This is a genomic window from Streptomyces bugieae, assembly GCF_036352915.1.
Lineage (GTDB): Bacteria > Actinomycetota > Actinomycetes > Streptomycetales > Streptomycetaceae > Streptomyces > Streptomyces endophytica.
Map to the genome: position 1 here is coordinate 1 of NZ_JAZBJP010000022.1, position 16979 is coordinate 16979.

Consider the following 16979-nt stretch of genomic DNA (forward strand, 5'->3'; position numbering starts at 1 on the left):
CGGCAATGTCACGCAACGAACCGTTGGGGTTGCCGTCCAGGTAACGGAAGACCACCCGGCCCTCCGCCTCCAGCTCATCGAGCGTGCGCTCGTCAGCGGTGTACCGGCCATCGATGTTCTTCAGCGGAACGGAGATCTCCTGCCCGGCCGAGAATTCGGTCGTCCAGGCCGTGTTCGCGTTCTCCACCCGCAGTCTCTGATCGCGGCAGATGAAGTGCAGATGGTTGTTGCGCAGCATCGCGCCCGGCAGCAGATGCGTCTCGGTCAGCACCTGGAACCCGTTGCAGATACCCAGGACGGGAAGTCCGGCCTTCGCCTGCTCGATGACGGTCTCCATCACCGGCGAAAAGCGCGAGATCGCTCCGGCGCGCAGGTAATCGCCGTAGGAAAACCCGCCGGGCAGGACCACGGCGTCGACCTGCTTGAGGTCCTTGTCACGGTGCCACAACGGCACCGCCTCGGCGCCCGCCAGACCGACCGCGCGCTGGGTGTCGCGGTCATCGAGCGTACCGGGGAAAGTGATCACACCGATACGCGAGGTCATGACTCGACCCGCACGGTGAAGTCTTCAATGACGGTGTTGGCGAGAAAGGTGTCGGCCAGCTCCTGGATACGGGTGAGGGCGGCGTCATCGACGGGCCCGTCCACCTCCAGTTCGAAACGCTTGCCCTGGCGGACTTCGGCGATCGCGATGCCGTCGAAACCGAGGCGGGGCAGTGCGCGCTGTACCGCCTGCCCCTGCGGGTCGAGGATCTCCGGCTTGAGCATGACGTCGACCACGACGCGTGCCACTGGCACTCCTTCCGGTAAGGGTGTTGACGCAAAAGGGAGTTGCTTGGTTCCACCGGAAGGAAAAAGTGACCTGTTTCACTTTGGAGTCGGCGGATTCGCGCCGGAGTGACGCTGTGCACTCCGGCGCGAAGTCGGTTCGGTCCGCTCGGTCCGGGCCCCCGTCCGGTCGGCTCCATTAGGGGGAAGTCGGGGCGGTGAAGTCAAGGTTCGGCAGGAATCCAGCCGGTCGTTTGAAAGTCCTTGAAAGTGGCTGGAGTCGACCCCGCGACTTGATGAAGTCTTGGTCGTACAGCAGCACCCTCACAGGCTTCGGAGGGGGCTGCGTACGCCGCACCATCGATGGGGGAATTCAGTTTCATGCCAGAACCACAAGTGGATCCACGGCCGGTCGCCGTCATCGGAGCGGGCCCTTCCGGGCTGGCCTCTCTCAAGAACCTCAGTGATCTCAACATTCCGTGTGTGGCGTACGAGTCCCACTCCGGCGTGGGCGGTATCTGGGACATCCGTAATCCGCGGAGTTCCGTCTACCAGAACACCCACACCATCACCTCCCGCGAGGTGACGGGTTACGCGGATCTTCCCATGGACCGCGGGCTGCCCGCCTATCCCCGGCACGATCAGGTGCACGGGTATCTGCGGCAGTACGCGGAGCGGTTCAACCTGCTGCCGCTGATCCGGTTCGGCTCCGACGTCACGCAGGTCGAGCGGCTCACGGACGGCTGGCGGGTCACCACCGCGGACGGGCACTCGGCCGAGCACCGCGCGCTGATCATTGCGAACGGCCACAACTGGCACCCCCATATGCCGGCGTTCTCGGGGAAGTTCGACGGGGAGATCCTGCACAGCCGGGACTACACCAGCGCGGCCGCTCTCGCCGGCAAGCGGGTCCTGGTCGTCGGTGCCGGGAACTCCGGCTGTGACATCGCGGTGGAGGCCGCCGGCGTCACCGATCACGTCGCGATCAGCATGCGCCGCGGCTACTACTTCTTCCCGAAATTCATCTTCGGAAAGCCCGCGGACCAGGTCTCCGAATCGAGCCAGAATCTGCGGCTGCCGGCCCCGGTGGCGCGTGCGGCGTACCGGACCATGCTGAAGCTGAGCATCGGCACCCCCGATCAGTTCGGACTGCCGAAGCCCGATCACGAGCCGCTGGAATCCCCGCCGATCGTGAACTCCCTGCTGCCGTACTACTGCGCGCACGGCCGGGTGAAGGTGCGCAAGGCCCCGGTGCGTTTCGACGGGAAGTTCGTCGAGTTCTCGGACGGTACGTCGGAGGAATTCGACACCATCATCATGGCGACCGGTTTCCGGATCCACATTCCGTTCGTCGGTGAGGAGCACCTGGACTGGAACAAGGGCCGGCCGGACTTCTATCTGCTCGCCTTCTCGCCGCGCTACGACGATCTCTTCATCGCCGGAATGACCGACGGAACGGGCGGCCATTTCCCCACCGTCGAGCTGCAGTCGCGGGTGATCGCGAGCTATCTGGCGGCCCGGGAACGGGACCCGGAGGCGGCCCGCCGGTTCGACGAGCGCAAGCGGAGGCGGGACGTGGACATCACCGGCGGGATCAAGTTCCTCGACTCCCCGCGCAATCTCACCCAGTTCGAACTCCTCACCTACCTGCGGGTGCTGCGCGACCACCTGTCGCTGCTGGGCGGCCGCGACACCACCTACGCCCAACGGCCCTCCCTGCTGGAGCAGGCGGCCGCGCTCTTCTCGGGAGGCCGCAAGTGAACGCCGTCGGTGCGGCGGTGCTGAGCGAGGTGCAGAAGGAGGTCCTCGACGAGGTGCTCGTCGGGGTGCCGTACAACAGCGCCTCCCAGTTCCACGAGTACTTCGGCACCCGGGCCGCCCCGCCGCGGTTCGGACAGTCCTGCGCCTGGCAGTCGTTCACGGCCGGCCGGCTGGTCGCCGAACGGTCCGGGATCACCGCCGAATACCCCATCGACGGGCGGCACGTGGCGGCCGTCTACCGGCGGGCGGAGGGCCTCGACATCCTCGACCCGTACCTGCTGCACGCCGAGCCGCTGCGGCTCGACCGCGCCGCCGCGACCGACGGCGTCGTGCAGCTGACCGTCGACGCCTACCCGTTCCGGGTCAAGAAGGACGGCAGCCCGGCGCCCAGCCGGGTGCGGGCCACCTGGACGCTCGACGACGACGCGGTCCGCCTGGACTACCTGCGGTACAGCCCGCGGCGCGGGCACAACATCGCCTCGCGGTCCTTCGTGCTGCGCCCCGAGTCGCAGCTGGAGACCGTGCCGCCGGCCGCGGACTGGGTGCGCCCGCTGCTGGTCCACCCCGAGCAGCACAGCGTGTCCGTACGGGTGCTGCACCCGGTCAGCCGGCAGATGGCGGAGCTGGTCCTGCCGCTCGCCGGGCGGCCCGCCGGGGTCGCCGAGGACAGCCTGCTGATGCTCACCAAGGACAACCAGGGCGCCGTCGCGACGCACGGCGACGCCCGCTTCCGGCGCGACCTGGAGGTCGTGGCCGACGCTGTCGGCGCGCCGCAGGACGACGTGGTCGCCTTCCTCCTCGAAGCGGCCGCGATCCACCGCGCCGCGGCACCGGCCGGGCTGGTCCTGGCCCCGTACTCCCTGGAGGACGAGTGACCGCCCCAGACGCGCGGGACGACCGGCCCGCCCGCTCCTACTTCCTGGCCGGCACCATGCAGGGCGCGCGCACCGGCGCCGACCTCACCGATCAGTCCTACCGGCAGCGGCTGACCGAGGCGCTGCGCGCGCGCCGCCCCGACGCGGTCATCCACGACCCGGGTGTGGTGATGGCCGAATGGCTCGCCTCGCACCCCGCGGACGTCCGCGCCGCACACGCCGCGCTGGCCGACCGGAAGGTCCTGCACCACGACGAACTCGCCAAGGAACTCCGCGAGTTGACCGACCTGTTCCACTGGCTCACCCGGCTGGCGGCGGACAGCGACGTGTGCGTGGCCTGGCTGCCCGGGCACGAGCCGAGCATGGGCACCGCCGCGGAGATGCTCTCCGCGCACCGTGCCGGCCGCACCGTCGTCGCCATCACGGACATGCGCCAGAACCTCGCGGTGCTGTCCTGCTCGACCGTGATCCTGCCGGACCTGGACGCCTTCACCGACTGGCTCGACTCGGGCGGTGACGCCTTATGAACGGGCCCCTGTACGACGCGGACAAGCCCCGCGAGGCCTGTGGCGTCGCGGGCGTCTGGGGGCCGGCCGGCCACCACGCCGCACTGGTACGGGAGATGCTCGTCGCACTGCAGCACCGCGGCCAGGAGAGCGTCGGCATCGCCGTCGGCACCGGCGCCGCCCTGGTCGCCCGGCACGGCGCCGGCACCGTCGCCCAGGGAATGCCCGACCTCGACGGACTGCCGCACGGCCCGGTCGCGGTCGGCCACGTCCGCTACGCCACCCACGGTGCCCGGGACGGGCTGGCCGGCGCCCAGCCGGTCGTCCTGGACCGGCCGCCGCTGGCCCTGGCCCACAACGGCACCCTGGTCGACCCGCACACCGCGCCCGGCGCCGAGGCGATCGACCCCGCCCGGTGGGCCACCGACAGCGAGCTGATGGCCCACTTGCTGCTCGCCCGGCGCGCCGCGGCGGGCGTCGACACCTCGGCCGCCCTGCACGCGGTGCTGCCCGGACTGACCGGCGCCTACGCGCTGGTCCTGTCCGACGGCACGCAGCTGTACGGCGTGCGCGACCCGCACGGCTTCCGGCCGCTGGCCCTCGGCCGGCGCGGTGACGCCTGGCTGCTGGCCTCCGAGACCGCGGCGATCACCGCCGTCGGCGGCGAGGTGGTCCGCGAGCTGGAGCCGGGCGAGGTGCTGACCATCGGCCCGCACGGCACCGCGAGCAGCCGGGTGCCGGTGCCGGACGCCAAGACCGCGGCCTGCCTCTTCGAATACGTCTACTTCGCCCGGGCCGACTCGGCCCTCTCCGGGCGCAGCGTCTACCAGGCGCGCTACCGGGCGGGCCAGGCCCTCGCCGACTACGCGCCGGTGACCGGATCGCCGCGCCCGGTGGTCGTCGCCACCCCCGAGACGGCACGGGTCGCGGCCGACGGCTACGCCGAGCGGTCCGGACTCCGGGTCGTCCAGGGCCTGCTGCGGCCCGGGGCGGTCGGCCGCAGCTTCATCGCGGGCGACCCGGCGGCCCGGGAGACCACCGTGCGCCGCAAGCTCGCCCCGGTCGCCGCCGCGGTCGCCGGGCAGCGGGTGGTGCTGGTGGACGACTCGCTCGTCCGGGGCACCACCATGCGCACCGTGACCGGCTTGCTGCGCAGGGCCGGGGCCGTGGAGGTGCACCTGCGGGTCGCCTCCCCGCCGTACCGGTGGCCGTGCTTCTACGGCATCGACACCGGACGCCCGGAGGAACTGCTCGCCGCCCGACTGCCGATCACCGAGCTGGCCGAGCAACTGGGCTGCGACAGCGTGGCGTTCCTCTCGCTGGACCGGCTCCTGGAGGCCGCCGGCGGGGACCCCTCCGGCTACTGCACCGCGTGCCTGACCGGCCGCTACCCCACCGCGATTCCCGCCGGTGCGCTCGCCGCCCCGGCCACCCGGCCGCAGCCGGGAACCCGATCCGGCACCGCCCTCGCGTCCCGAGGCACCGTCGAATGAGGAGCACAGCAGTGAACACCCCAACCGAGGCGACCACGACCACGGCGCCGGGCCCCGGCCGGGAGCCCCGCACCCTCGTCGCGGCGCTGCTCGCCCGCGCCGCGGGCCCCGACGCAAACCGGCCGGTGGTCACCGCCCTCGACGCGTCCGGGGACACCCTCGAGACCCTGAACCCGGTCGAACTCGACCTGTGCGCACGCCAGTTGGCGGCCGCGCTGCGCGAGATCGGCACCGCCGGGGACCGCGTCATCGTGCCCGCGCTGCCCGGACTCGACTTCCACATCGGCTTCCTGGGCTGCCTGTACGCCGGCATGATCGCCGTGCCGGTGCCCGCGTTCCGCACCGCCGCCCGCGGCGGCACCACCACCCGCGCCGAGCGGCTGTCGGCGATCTGCGGCGACTGCGACCCGTGCGCCGTCCTCGTCTCCACCCAGGAGGACGCCGACGAGGCCGACGCCGAACTGCTGCCCGGCGTGCGGTGGATCGCCGTGCGCCGGCCGGACCGCCCGCGGCCCGACGGGGCGGCGCTGCCCGACCCGGTCGCGCTCGACCCGGCGGCCACGGCGCTGCTCCAGTACACCTCCGGCTCCACCGGCGACCCGCGCGGCGTCGTCGTCCGGCACGGCAACCTCGTCGCCAACCAGATCGCGATGCGCGACGCCTGCGAGGTGGAGCCCACCACCACCATCGTCAGCTGGCTGCCGTTCTTCCACGACATGGGCCTGTGCACCGCGGTGGTGCTGCCCCTGGTGTCCGGCGCGTCCACCGTCACCATGGAACCGGCCACCTTCGTCCGCGACCCGCGGGTGTGGCTGCGCGCCATCGCCGCCGAGGACGACGTCTTCACCGCCGCGCCCGACTTCGCGTACGACATGTGCGTCAACCGGGTGCCCGCGGAGGAGCGCGCCGCCATCGACCTGTCCACCTGGCGGGTCGCGGTCAACGGCTCCGAGCCCGTACGGGCCGCCACCCAGCGGCGGTTCGCCGAGGCGTTCCGGCTCAGCCTCTTCCGCGAGGAGGTCTTCTCGCCCGGCTTCGGGCTCGCCGAGTGCACCCTCCTGGTGAGCGTGAGCCCGTCGCTGGAACCGGTGGTCGCGGCGTACTACGACCGGGACGCGCTGGCCGAGGGCAAGGCCGTGCCGACCGCCGACACCGCGGCGGGCGTCGAACTCGTCGGCTGCGGACCGGTGGCGGACGGCATCCGCGTCGCCGTGGTCGACCCCGCCACCCGCCAGGCGCTCGCCGACCGCGTGGTCGGCGAGATCTGGGTCGACTCGCCCGGCAACTGCGGGGGCTACTGGGGCCGCGAAGAGGAGTCCGCGGAGGTCTTCGCGGCCCGCCTGGCCGGCACCGAGGACACCACCGGCCCGTCCTACGTACGGACCGGGGACCTCGGATTCGTCGACGGCGGCCAGCTGTTCATCACCGGCCGCATCAAGGACGTGCTGATCATCGGCGGGGAGAACTACTTCCCGCAGGACGCCGAGGCCGTCGCGGTCGCCGCCCACCCCGCCTTCGCCCAGCAGCGGGCCGCCGCCTGGCCGCTCCACGAGGACGACCGGGGCGTGGCCGTGGTCGTGGAGACCACCGTGCGCGACCCGGAGGTGCTCGCCACCGCCGTCCGCGCGGCCGGTATCGCGGTGGCCAAGGTGCTGCCGACCGCGGTCAGCGTCTACGCCGTACCGCGCAACAAGGTGCCCCGCACCACCAGCGGGAAGATCCGCCGGCGCGCCTGCGCCGAGCAGATGAGGTCGGGCCAGCTGCCGCCGCTGGCCCAGTGGTCCAGCGTACGGAAGGACGGTGCGGCATGAGCGTCACCCAGGAGATCACCCCGGAGCTGGTCGTCGAGCGGCTGCGCCACGTGCTGGCCGAGATGCTGGAGATGGCGCCCGCCGACCTCGACGCGGACGTCCCGCTCAGCGCCTTCGGCATCGACTCCATGACGAGTTCCGTGCTCCTCGGCGACCTGCAGAAGTGGTGCGGCGCCGAGCTGCGCACGGAGGCGTCGCTGGGCGGACTGAGCCTGACCGAAGCGGCCGACCTGGTCGTGGCGGAGCTGCGGCAGCCGCGGAAGGAGTGCTGAGCATGGCCCTGGACGCCTTCGGGTTCCTGTTCACCGGACGCGGGCTGGACCCCGACCGCGACCGCTCCGTCATCGAACGCGACGGCTTCCGCGCCGTCCTCGTCGGCATGGCGGACCCGGCCCGGGCACCCGAGGTCGCCGCCCGGCTCGTCGACGAGGGCATCCAGCTCATCGAACTGTGCGGCGGCTTCGGCCCCGTGTGGACGGCCCGGGTCATCGAGGCCACCAAGTCCCGTGTCCCGGTCGGCTCGGTCGGCTACGGCCCCGAGTCGATCGACGGCATGGCAGCGCTCTTTCCTCCCCAGGCAGGCTGATCCCGCAGCCTGCTCCCCGCCGGGCCCCCTCCCTCCCCCGTACGGGAGGGAGCCCGGCGGGCCCCGGCCGTTCCCCCGACACCACGAGAGGGACCACCATGAACCGCGCCGGACTCCACGAGCTGCGCGTCCTGGCCGCCAGCCGCCCCGCCCTCCCGCTGCTGCTGCACGCCGGCCGGCTGGCCCGGCCCCTGACCTACGTCCCGAAGCTGGGCTGGCTGACCGCCGACGCGGCGACCGCCCGGTCCGTGCTCGTCGACCAGAAGCACTTCACCGTCCTCGACCGCGGCGGCGTCGGCCGGCTGTGGGCCCAGCTCCTGGGCGGCTGGGTCGAGGACCTCTTCGACGGCGAGGGCCACCGGGCGCTGCGCGCCGGCACCCGCGAGCTGTTCGGCGAGACCGCGGCCCGCGAGCTGGTCGACCGCACCATCGGGGCCCGGCTCGTCGAGGCCCGCGTCCAGCTCGCCGCGGGCCGGCCGCTGGACGTCGCGGCCCTCGGCCGGGCCGTCGTCGGCCGGATCGTGACCGAGCTGCTCCGGGTCCCGGTCACCGGCACCGACGACGCCGCCTACGAACGGGTCTTCGCCACCGCCCGCGAACTGGCCGCGCTGTCCGTCGAAGCTGCCGGCGGCGGCGAGTTGACCGAGGCGACGGTGGCCCGCGGCCGGGGCATCGTGGCGCGGCTCACCGGGCACGTCGAGGGACTGTGGGCCACCGAGCCCGCCGACCACCTCATCGGCCGCTGCCGCGAGGTCGGCCTGAACGCCCGGCAGACCGCCGGCATGGCCGCGCTGGTGGGCGTGGCCGCCACCGAGACCGCCGCCAGCGCCATCACCCGGACCGTCGCGCTGCTGCACGACACCGGCGAGCAGCACGCCCTGCTGGCGTCCCCGCAGCGGGTCCCGGAGGCGGTCCGCGAGGGGCTGCGGGTGACCGCGCCGGCGCCGGTCATCGGCCGGACCGTGCGCAGCCAGGTGCGGCTGGCCGGGCGCACCCTGCGGGCCGGCGACCGGATCACGCTGCTCAACTACACCGCCAACAGCCTCACCGGCGGCTTCCGGCTCGGCCGGCCCGCCGAACCCGCCAACCGCCAGCTGTGGTTCGGCGCCGGCCGCCACCACTGCCTCGGCTCCGCCATCGCCCAGGCCGAGATCGGCCGGACCCTGGAGACCCTGACCGCGGTGGGACGGCCCTGGCGGATCACCGAGCGCCGCTACAGCCGCCGCGTGGTCATCCCCTCGTACGACCGGCTGACCGTGACCCTCGTCTGACGGGAGACCAGCACCATGCCCCAGATCCACGCGCGGCTGGCCGGTGTGGCCGTCCACCTGCCCGAGACCCTGCGCTCCACGACGGACACCGAGCACCGGGTGGCCGCCGCCGGCACCGGATTCCGCCCGCCGCCCGGCCTCGTGCACCGGCTGACCGGCGTCGAGCGGCTGCACGTCATGCCCGACGACTGGCAGGCGTCCGACCTGGCGGCCGCCGCGGCCCGCAAACTCCTCGCCGACACCGGCACCGACGCCGGCACCATCGACCTGCTGCTCTTCGCCGCCGCCAGCCAGGACATGATCGAGCCGGCCACCTCGCACATGGTCGCCGACCGCCTCGGCCTGCGCTGCCCCGTCTTCGACGTCAAGAACGCCTGCAACAGCGTGCTCAACGCGCTGGAGACCGCCCACGCGCTGATCGCCCAGGGCTCCTACCGCCGGATCCTGATCGCCTGCGGCGAATCGCCCTCCCGCGCCGTCCGCTGGGCGGTGCCGGACCTGCGCAGCTACCTCGCGTCGATCCCCGGCTACACCCTCTCCGACGCCGGCGCCGCGCTGCTCGTCGAGGCGTCCGCGGAGCCCGGCATCCTCGGCTGCGGCTTCACCGCCGACTCCGCCTCCTGGAACGTCGGCACGCTCGCCTCGGGCGGCTCGGCCCACCCCCGCGGCGACGAGCACACCTACTTCCGGCTCGACGGCGTGGGACTGCGCCGCGCCTTCGAACGGCTCGGCCCGCAGATCCTCGACGACACCCTGGACCGGCTCGGCGTCCGCTGGCAGGACATGGCGGCCATCTGCGTCCACCAGGTCTCCAAGCCCTATCTGGACCAGCTCGCCGAACGGTTCGGGCTGCCCCCCGACAAGATCCCGCTCACCGTCACCGAACACGGCAACGCGGCGTCGGCCAGCCTGCCGCTGCAGCTCGTCCGCGCCCGGGAGAGCGGCCGGGCCGGCGTCGGCGACCTGGTGGCCCTGATCGGGCTCGCCGGCGGCATCAGCATGGGAGTGAGCGTGATCCGGCTGTGAGGCTCTGGGTGGTGGTACCGGCCTACAACGAGGCCCCCGGCATCACCGCGACGCTGCGGGCGCTCGCGGCCCAGACCGACCGGGACTTCTCCCTCGTGATCGTCGACAACGACTCCACGGACGGCACCCCGGACGTCGTACGGTCCTTCGGCTTCCCCGGCGACCTGCACCTGGTGCACGAGACCCGCAAGGGCACCGGCGCGGCCGCCGACACCGGGATGCGCCACGCCATCGCGCACGGCGCCACGCACCTGGCCCGCACCGACGCCGACTGCCTGCCCGCGCCCGACTGGACCGCCCGGGTCCGGGCCGGCTTCGACGCCGGACTGGAACTGATCGCCGGCCGGCTGCGGCCCCGCACCGACGAGGCGCCGCTGCCCCCGCTGCGGCGCGCCGCCCTGGTCTCCGCGACCGAAGTGGCCGCGCTCTTCGGCCGGTTCCGGCCCGGCAACCGCGGCCCGGAGTACCTCGGCCCGTACGTGATGGCGCCCGGCTGCAACATGGCGATCACCGCGGAGCTGTACGAACGCGCCGGCGGGTTCCCGCGCACCGCCATCGAGGAGGTCCACGAGGACCGCGCCCTGGTCAACGCGGTCCGCCGGCTGACCACCGCGTACGGCACGCGGCGCGACGTGAAGGTGGCCGGCTCGGCCCGCCGGGTGCGGGCCTGGGGACTGCGCCGCACCCTCGGCTGGTACGCGGACCACCGCTACCGGCCCGAGGTGGTGGACATCCGGTGACGACGACCACCACCACGGCGGCGCCCGCCACCTGGGAGCACTGGGAACACCGGGTGCAGACCGCCGCCCACCCCGTCGCCTACCGGCTGCTGCGCGCGATCGCCGCCCGCGGCCCGGTGGTCCGGGTGCCGCGGGTCGGCGTCGTGGTCAGCGACGCCGCGCTGGCCCGCGAAGTCCTCTGCGACACCGGCCACTTCACCAAGACCGGGCCCGGCTCACCGTCCGACCTGTGGACTCCGGTGCTCGGCCCGTCGGTGCTGCTCAACATGGAGGGCCCCGACCACGCGGCGCTCCGCCGCCGGCTGTCCGGGCTCTTCACCCCCGGCTACGTCACGGCCCTGTGCGCCCGGGTGCTGGCGCAGCCGCTCGACGCGCTGACCCGCCGGCTGCGCGCCGGCGAACAGGTCGATCTGGTCCGGGTCGCGCAGATCTGCGCGGGCGCCGCGATCTGCGCGATCGTCGGGATGCCCGCGGAGCCCGGCCGGTTCGGCGGGGCGCACGCCGAGGCGTCCGAGGTGACGAAGTCGGTACGGCTGTGGCGGTCCGGCATGACGGGCCGACAGGTGGCGCGGGCGCGCGAGGTGCTGGGCCGGCTGACCGCCTCCGCGGTGACGGCCTACCGTCAGGGCGGCGACGAGACCCTGCCGGGGCGGCTGCGGGAACTGGGCCTGACCGAGCAGGAGGCCCGCGGGGCCGTCGGCGCCTTCCTGCTCACCGGCACCGAGACCCTGGTCTCGTTCATCCCGCGGCTGATCGCGCTCTGCCACGACACCGGCCGGCTCGACCGGCTCGCGGACCCCGCCGCCGACCCCGACCCGGTGATCGAGGAGGCACTGCGGATCACCGTGCCGTCCCCCGTGATGCTGCGCAGCGTCGCCCGCGCCGCACGGATCGGCGGCGTCCCGGTCGCGCCCGGCGACCGGGTCGTGGTGGCCACGCTGCTGTGCGCCCAGGCCTACGGGCCGTTCGACCCCGAGCGGCCGCACCCGCCGGAACTGCGCCGGCTGTGGTTCGGCGCGGGCCCGCACTTCTGCCTCGGCATGCCGCTGGCCATGGCGCAGATCCGCGCGGTGCTGGCCGCCGCGCTCGCCGCCGGGCCGGTCGCCGTCACCGGCCGCCGCCCGGCCCGGCACGTCCTGATCCCGGGCTACGCCCGGCTGAACCTCGAACTCAGGAGCGCCAGTTGACCGGCACCCGGCCCGCGGCGGACGACCCGATCGATCTGCTCACCGCCTTCTTCGACACCGCCGAGCGGCGCGCCGACGCGCCCGCCCTCACCGGCCCGGACGGCCGCACCCTCGGCTACCGCGAACTGGCCCGCGCCGTCCTGACCACGGCGAGCGGGCTGCGCGCGGCCGGGATGGCGGCGGGGGAGCGGATGCTGTTCTCCGTACGGCCGGGACCGGACGGCGTGGTGCTCGCCCTGGGCGTGATCGCCGCAGGCGGCACCGTGGTCTTCGCCGACCCCGGCGCCGGGCCCGAACTGTTCACCGCCCGCCGCGAACTCGCCCGGCCGCGCTGGGCCGCCGCCGAGTCCCTGCTGTATGCGGTGGCCCGCTACGGCCGCCCGCTGGCCCGGCGCCGCGGACTGCTGCTGCCGCACTACCACCGGCTCGGCCTGCGGCACGTCCACACCGGCCGACGGCTGCCCGGCGTCCCCGCCGGGGCACTGTCCGCCCGCCGGCTCGCCGCCGGCCCCGCCCCGGCCGACCGCCCCGGACCGGCGCCCGGACAGGAGGCGCTGGTCGTCTTCACCTCCGGCACCACCCAGGCGCCCCGGGCCGTGGTCCACACCCGCGGCTCGCTCGGCGCCGGCCTGGTCGGCTGCGGCTCCGCCCTGTGCATGGGCGACGGCGACGTGCTGCACACCGACCAGTTGATGATGGGCATCCCGGCCCTGGTCGCCGGGGCGCACTGGACCATGCCGCCGTACGGCTTCGCGCCCGCCGCCGACCCCGGGCGGTTCACCCGCGGACTGGCCGGCGCCACCCACGCGTTCTGCGTACCGGCCGACCTGCCCGCGGTGCTCGACGCCGTCGAACGCGGCGAGGCGGCACTGCCCGCCTCGCTGCGCCACCTCGTCCTCGGCGGCGCACCGGTCCTGCCCGGCCTGCTGCGCCGGGCCACCCAGGTCCTGCCGCGGGTCCGCTTCCTCGCCGTGTACGGCATGACCGAGATCGTGCCGGTCGCGGTCGCCACCGGCCGCGCGAAGCTCGCCCACCGCGGCCCCGGCGACCTGCTCGGCACCCCCCTGCCGGGGGTCCGCGTGCGCACCGCCCCGGACGGCGAACTGCTGGTCTCCGGGCCCAACCTGTGCCGCGGCTACCTCGGCGAGCCGCCGATGACCGAACACGCCACCGGTGACCTCGCCCGGCTGGAGAACGGCGAACTGGTCCTGCTCGGCCGGAAGAAGGACATGCTCATCCGCGGCCGCACCAACATCTACCCCGGGCTCTACGAACCGGCCGTCGCGGCCCTGCCCGGCGTCGCCGACGCGGTCATCGTCGGCGTCCCGGACACCTACGGCGACGAGCGCGTCGTCCTGGCCGTCGTGCCCGAACGGCCCGCTGCCGACCGGGAGTCGCTCGCCGACGCCGTGCGCTCCCGGCTGCCCGCCCTCATCGACGCGGCCGCGCTGCCGGACGAGGTGGTGGTCCTGGACCGCGTCCCGGTCACCGGCCGCACCCGCAAGCCGGACCGCGCCGCGCTGCGCGACCTGCTGGGCGACCGGACGGCGGGGGCGGCGCGATGAGGATCGCGGTGACCGGCGCCCGCGGCTTCGTGGGCGGCGCGGTCTGCCGGGCGGCGACCGCCGCGGGCTGGACCGTGCACGCCCTCACCCGCGCCGACTGGGACCTGTGCGCCGGGGCCTGGGCGGACGCCCCCGAGGTCGACGCGGTGGTGCACGCGGCCGCCGCCGTCCGCGACTGGGGCGCGCCCGGACCCGTCTGGCACGCCAACCTCACCGGCACCCGGAACGTGGCCGCGTCCTTCCCCGGCGCCCGGCTGGTGCACATCTCGACGGCCAGCGTGTACGACCCGTTCCGGCCGACCGTCCTCGGCCACGAGACCGAGGCCCCGGTCCGCCGCTACCTCACCCCGTACGCCGCCTCCAAGGCCGCCGCCGAACTGGCCCTGCGCGGCCGCCCGGACACCGTCGTGCTGCGCCCGCACGCCGTCTACGGGCCGGGCGACCGGACGCTGCTGCCCCGGGTGCTCGGCGCGGTCCGCGGCGGCGCCCTGTGGCTGCCGGGCGACGGCACCGCCCTGCAGTCGCTCACCCACATCGACCAGCTGACCGCGGCCGCGCTGCTGGCCTGCGACCGGACCACCCGGCCCGGCACCTACAACATCGCCGACGCGGCCCCGGTCCCCATCGGCGAGGCGCTGCGGGCCCTGCTCGCCGCCCGCGGCCTGACGGTACGGCTGCGCACCGTACCGGCCGCCGTGGCGTCCGCGGCCGCGGCGGCCGCCGAGACGGCCTGGCGGCTGGCGGAACGGCCCCGGCCGCCGCGGCTCACCCGCTACGCGCTCAGCCACCTCGCCATGGAACGCACCCTGGCGCTCGGCGCCGCCCGCCGCGGCCTCGGCTTCCGTCCCGGACCGACCTCCTTCCACGGCGCGGCGTCATGGTGACGCCGCACCCCACCACCTGCCCCAACTCCCCGAAAGGCGGCCGCCCGTGAGCCCCCGCACCGGAGCCAGCTATGCGTCCGCGGGCGTCGACATCGACGCCGGCGACCGCGCCGTCGAGCTGATGAAGGAGTGGGTGAGGAAGACCGCCCGCCCCGAGGTCGTCGGCGGCCTCGGCGGGTTCGCCGGCCTCTTCGACGCCTCGGCGCTGAAGGGCTACTCCCGCCCGCTGCTGGCCTCGGCCACCGACGGCGTCGGCACCAAGGTCGACATCGCCCGCGCCCTGGGCGTCCACCACACCATCGGCCACGACCTCGTCGCGATGGTCATGGACGACATCGTCGTGTGCGGCGCCGAACCGCTCTTCATGACCGACTACCTCTGCGTCGGCAAGGTCCACCCCGAGCGGGTCGCCGCGATCGTCAAGGGCATCGCCGAGGGCTGCGTCCTGGCCGGCTGCGCGCTGATCGGCGGCGAGACCGCCGAACACTCGGGCCTGCTCGGCGCGGACGAGTTCGACCTCGCCGGCGCCGGCACGGGCGTCGTCGAGGCGGACCGGCTGCTGGGCGCGGATCGTATCCGCACCGGCGACGCGGTGATCGCGATGGCCTCGTCGGGCCTGCACGCCAACGGGTACTCCCTGGTACGCCACGTCCTGCTCGACCGGGCCGGACTGCGCCTGGACCAGCACATCGCCGAACTGGGCCGCACCCTGGGCGAGGAACTGCTGGAACCCACCAGGATCTACGCCGCCGCCTGCCTGGCCCTGACCCGCGCGACCGAGGTGCACGCCTTCGCGCACATCACCGGCGGCGGACTGGCGGGCAACCTCGCCCGGGTGGTCCCGGACGGGCTGCACGCCACCGTCGACCGCGCGACCTGGACCCCGGGCCCGGTCTTCGGCCTGGTCGGCACGGCCGGCCCGGTCGAGCGCCGGGAACTGGAGCGGACCCTGAACATGGGCGTCGGCATGATCGCCGTCGTCCCACCGGAGTCCGTGACCACGGCCCTCGCCACGCTCGCCGACCGCGGGGTGGACGCCTGGGTCGGCGGCGAGATCGTCGAGCGCGGCGACCGCACCACCGGCGCGGAACTCGTCGGCGACTACGCCGGCGGATAGCGGAGGTAACGGGCCCGTACCGCACGGAACTTCGCCAGACCGGCCTGCCAGGCGGCGACGATCTCGTCCGGGCCCGCGCCCGCGTCGATCATCGTGCGCACGGTCGCCGAACCGGTCAGCCGGTCGATGCCGTGGTCCGGCCGCCAGGCGAAGCCGCCCCAGACCCGTTTCGCGGTGACCAGCAGGCCGATGCCGGTGCGCACCGGGTCGAAGGCGGCCCGGTCGTGCACGTGCAGCTGCACCCCGCCGATGGTCCTGCCCTGGAACTTCGAGAAGGTGGGCGCGAAGTACGCCTCCCTGAAGTGCACGCCGGGCAGGCCGAGTTCGGTGGCGGCCGCGGCCCAGCGCCGGTCGATGCCGTCGGCGCCGAGGAGTTCGAAGGGGCGGGTGGTGCCGCGCCCCTCGGAGAGGTTGGTGCCCTCGAAGAGGCAGGTGCCCGCGTAGACCAGCGCGGTGTCCGGGGTGGGCATGTTGGGGCTCGGGGGGACCCAGGGCAGGCCCGTCGCGTCGTAGAAGTCGCCGCGGCGCCAGCCGCTCATCCGCACGGTCGCGAGTTCCACCGGACGGCCGGCCGCCTCCGGGACGAACTCGCCGTTGAAGAGCAGGGCCAGTTCGGCCACCGTCAGGCCGTGCGCCTGCGCGATCGGCTCGCGGCCGACGAACGAGGCGTACGCCTTGTCCAGCACCGGGCCGGAGGCGAAGCGGCCGGTGACCGGGTTGGGCCGGTCCAGCACCACGAAGCGCTTGCCGGCGAGGACGGCCGCCACCATGCAGTCGTAGAGCGTCCAGATGTAGGTGTAGAAGCGGGCGCCGACGTCCTGGATGTCGAAGACGACGGTGTCGACACCGGAGGCGGTGAAGATGTCCGCGAGTTCCCGGCCGCTCTTGCCGTACGTGTCGTAGACCGGCAGCCCGGTGGCCGGATCGTCGTAGCGGCCCTCGGACCCGCCCGCCTGCGCGGTGCCCCGGAAGCCGTGCTCGGGGCCGAAGACCGCGGTCAGCCGCACCCGCGGGTCGGCGTGCAGCACGTCCACGATGTGCCGCAGCTCGGTCGTGACACCGGTGGGGTTGGTGACGACGCCGACCTTCTCGCCCGCCAGGAGGCGGTAGCCGTCCGCGGCCAGCCGCGCGAAACCGGTCCGCACCCGCCGTCCGCCCCGGCCCGGGCCGGACACCGCCGCCCGCGCCGGCGCCGCGGCCGCGGTCAGGGCCGTACCGGCCGCGCCGGTCGCCGCCAGATGTCCCAGCAGAACGCGCCTCGACAGAGCCATCCGCACACCTCCGTGATCGGGAGAGCCAAACCGGTACGTGCGGTGGGCACGCTAACGCGCCGGGCGCCGTCCGGGAACGGGACGGGCCGACCGGAAACCGACTCTTCCGCTCCCACAT

17 protein-coding genes are annotated in these 16979 nt (G+C 74.2%); 14 read left to right on the forward strand and 3 right to left on the reverse strand.

Features of this window, described 5'->3' with window-relative positions; all coding sequences use genetic code 11:
- On the reverse strand, nt 1–544 hold a 544-nt coding region (gene purQ / locus V2J85_RS26995; protein ID WP_330823017.1), incomplete at its 3' end, for a phosphoribosylformylglycinamidine synthase subunit PurQ.
- Nucleotides 541–798, reverse strand: a complete 258-nt coding sequence (purS, locus tag V2J85_RS27000) for a phosphoribosylformylglycinamidine synthase subunit PurS (protein WP_330823018.1) — start codon at nt 796–798, stop codon at nt 541–543. The genes purQ and purS, both read right to left, overlap by 4 nt.
- Nucleotides 799–1149: 351 nt before the next feature.
- Between purS and V2J85_RS27005 the strand changes: the two genes are divergently transcribed.
- The 14 genes from V2J85_RS27005 to purM all read left to right on the forward strand — a co-directional run bounded on the left by V2J85_RS27005 (nt 1150) and on the right by purM (nt 15590).
- Nucleotides 1150–2529, forward strand: a complete 1380-nt coding sequence (locus V2J85_RS27005) for a flavin-containing monooxygenase (protein ID WP_330823019.1) — start codon at nt 1150–1152, stop codon at nt 2527–2529.
- Nucleotides 2526–3404 (forward strand): hypothetical protein, encoded by an 879-nt coding sequence (locus V2J85_RS27010; RefSeq protein ID WP_261952368.1) that lies wholly within the window; start codon nt 2526–2528, stop codon nt 3402–3404. The genes V2J85_RS27005 and V2J85_RS27010 overlap by 4 nt, the downstream gene beginning before the upstream one ends.
- Nucleotides 3401–3931, forward strand: a complete 531-nt coding sequence (locus V2J85_RS27015) for a hypothetical protein (RefSeq protein WP_330823020.1) — start codon at nt 3401–3403, stop codon at nt 3929–3931. The genes V2J85_RS27010 and V2J85_RS27015 overlap by 4 nt, the downstream gene beginning before the upstream one ends.
- Nucleotides 3928–5403, forward strand: a complete 1476-nt coding sequence (gene purF / locus V2J85_RS27020; protein ID WP_330823021.1) for an amidophosphoribosyltransferase — start codon at nt 3928–3930, stop codon at nt 5401–5403. Before V2J85_RS27015 ends, purF begins: the two co-directional genes overlap by 4 nt.
- Before the next feature lie 11 nt (nt 5404–5414).
- Nucleotides 5415–7214, forward strand: a complete 1800-nt coding sequence (locus tag V2J85_RS27025) for a fatty acyl-AMP ligase (RefSeq protein WP_261952371.1) — start codon at nt 5415–5417, stop codon at nt 7212–7214.
- A complete protein-coding gene (locus tag V2J85_RS27030; protein ID WP_261952372.1) occupies nt 7211–7486 on the forward strand; it encodes an acyl carrier protein in 276 nt (91 codons plus the stop codon). Before V2J85_RS27025 ends, V2J85_RS27030 begins: the two co-directional genes overlap by 4 nt.
- A 2-nt stretch (nt 7487–7488) precedes the next feature.
- A complete protein-coding gene (locus V2J85_RS27035; protein ID WP_261952373.1) occupies nt 7489–7800 on the forward strand; it encodes a DUF6506 family protein in 312 nt (103 codons plus the stop codon).
- A 98-nt stretch (nt 7801–7898) separates the two neighbouring features.
- A complete protein-coding gene (locus V2J85_RS27040) occupies nt 7899–9071 on the forward strand; it encodes a cytochrome P450 (protein ID WP_330823022.1) in 1173 nt (390 codons plus the stop codon).
- 15 nt (nt 9072–9086) lie between these two features.
- Nucleotides 9087–10097, forward strand: coding sequence for a 3-oxoacyl-ACP synthase III family protein (locus tag V2J85_RS27045; protein ID WP_330823023.1), 1011 nt, complete (start codon nt 9087–9089; stop codon nt 10095–10097).
- Entirely contained in the window at nt 10094–10837 is a 744-nt protein-coding gene (locus V2J85_RS27050; protein WP_261952376.1) for a glycosyltransferase family A protein, read from the forward strand. Before V2J85_RS27045 ends, V2J85_RS27050 begins: the two co-directional genes overlap by 4 nt.
- Nucleotides 10834–12024 carry a cytochrome P450 gene (locus tag V2J85_RS27055; RefSeq protein WP_330823024.1) on the forward strand — a complete coding sequence of 397 codons (1191 nt, stop codon included), beginning with the start codon at nt 10834–10836 and terminating at the stop codon, nt 12022–12024. The genes V2J85_RS27050 and V2J85_RS27055 overlap by 4 nt, the downstream gene beginning before the upstream one ends.
- On the forward strand, nt 12021–13589 hold the full coding sequence (locus V2J85_RS27060) for a class I adenylate-forming enzyme family protein (RefSeq protein ID WP_261952378.1): 1569 nt from the start codon (nt 12021–12023) through the stop codon (nt 13587–13589). The genes V2J85_RS27055 and V2J85_RS27060 overlap by 4 nt, the downstream gene beginning before the upstream one ends.
- Complete coding sequence (locus tag V2J85_RS27065) at nt 13586–14473, forward strand: NAD-dependent epimerase/dehydratase family protein (protein WP_330823025.1); 888 nt, start codon at nt 13586–13588, stop codon at nt 14471–14473. The genes V2J85_RS27060 and V2J85_RS27065 overlap by 4 nt, the downstream gene beginning before the upstream one ends.
- Nucleotides 14474–14519: 46 nt before the next feature.
- Entirely contained in the window at nt 14520–15590 is a 1071-nt protein-coding gene (purM, locus tag V2J85_RS27070; protein WP_330823026.1) for a phosphoribosylformylglycinamidine cyclo-ligase, read from the forward strand.
- Here purM and V2J85_RS27075 read toward each other — a convergent pair.
- Nucleotides 15575–16861: an exo-beta-N-acetylmuramidase NamZ family protein gene (locus V2J85_RS27075; RefSeq protein ID WP_261952381.1), complete on the reverse strand. Its 1287-nt coding sequence runs from the start codon at nt 16859–16861 to the stop codon at nt 15575–15577. The genes purM and V2J85_RS27075 overlap by 16 nt on opposite strands.
- Between the last annotated feature and the right edge of the window lie 118 nt (nt 16862–16979).

Bases quoted from the DNA above. Each gene is read 5' to 3' on its own strand.
- V2J85_RS27005 (WP_330823019.1), top strand. From the start codon at position 1,150: ATGCCAGAACCACAAGTGGATCCACGGCCGGTCGCCGTCATCGGAGCG.
- purF (WP_330823021.1), top strand. From the start codon at position 3,928: ATGAACGGGCCCCTGTACGACGCGGACAAGCCCCGCGAGGCCTGTGGC.
- V2J85_RS27030 (WP_261952372.1), top strand. From the start codon at position 7,211: ATGAGCGTCACCCAGGAGATCACCCCGGAGCTGGTCGTCGAGCGGCTG.
- V2J85_RS27035 (WP_261952373.1), top strand. From the start codon at position 7,489: ATGGCCCTGGACGCCTTCGGGTTCCTGTTCACCGGACGCGGGCTGGAC.
- V2J85_RS27040 (WP_330823022.1), top strand. From the start codon at position 7,899: ATGAACCGCGCCGGACTCCACGAGCTGCGCGTCCTGGCCGCCAGCCGC.
- V2J85_RS27045 (WP_330823023.1), top strand. From the start codon at position 9,087: ATGCCCCAGATCCACGCGCGGCTGGCCGGTGTGGCCGTCCACCTGCCC.
- V2J85_RS27065 (WP_330823025.1), top strand. From the start codon at position 13,586: ATGAGGATCGCGGTGACCGGCGCCCGCGGCTTCGTGGGCGGCGCGGTC.
- V2J85_RS27075 (WP_261952381.1), bottom strand. From the start codon at position 16,861: ATGGCTCTGTCGAGGCGCGTTCTGCTGGGACATCTGGCGGCGACCGGC.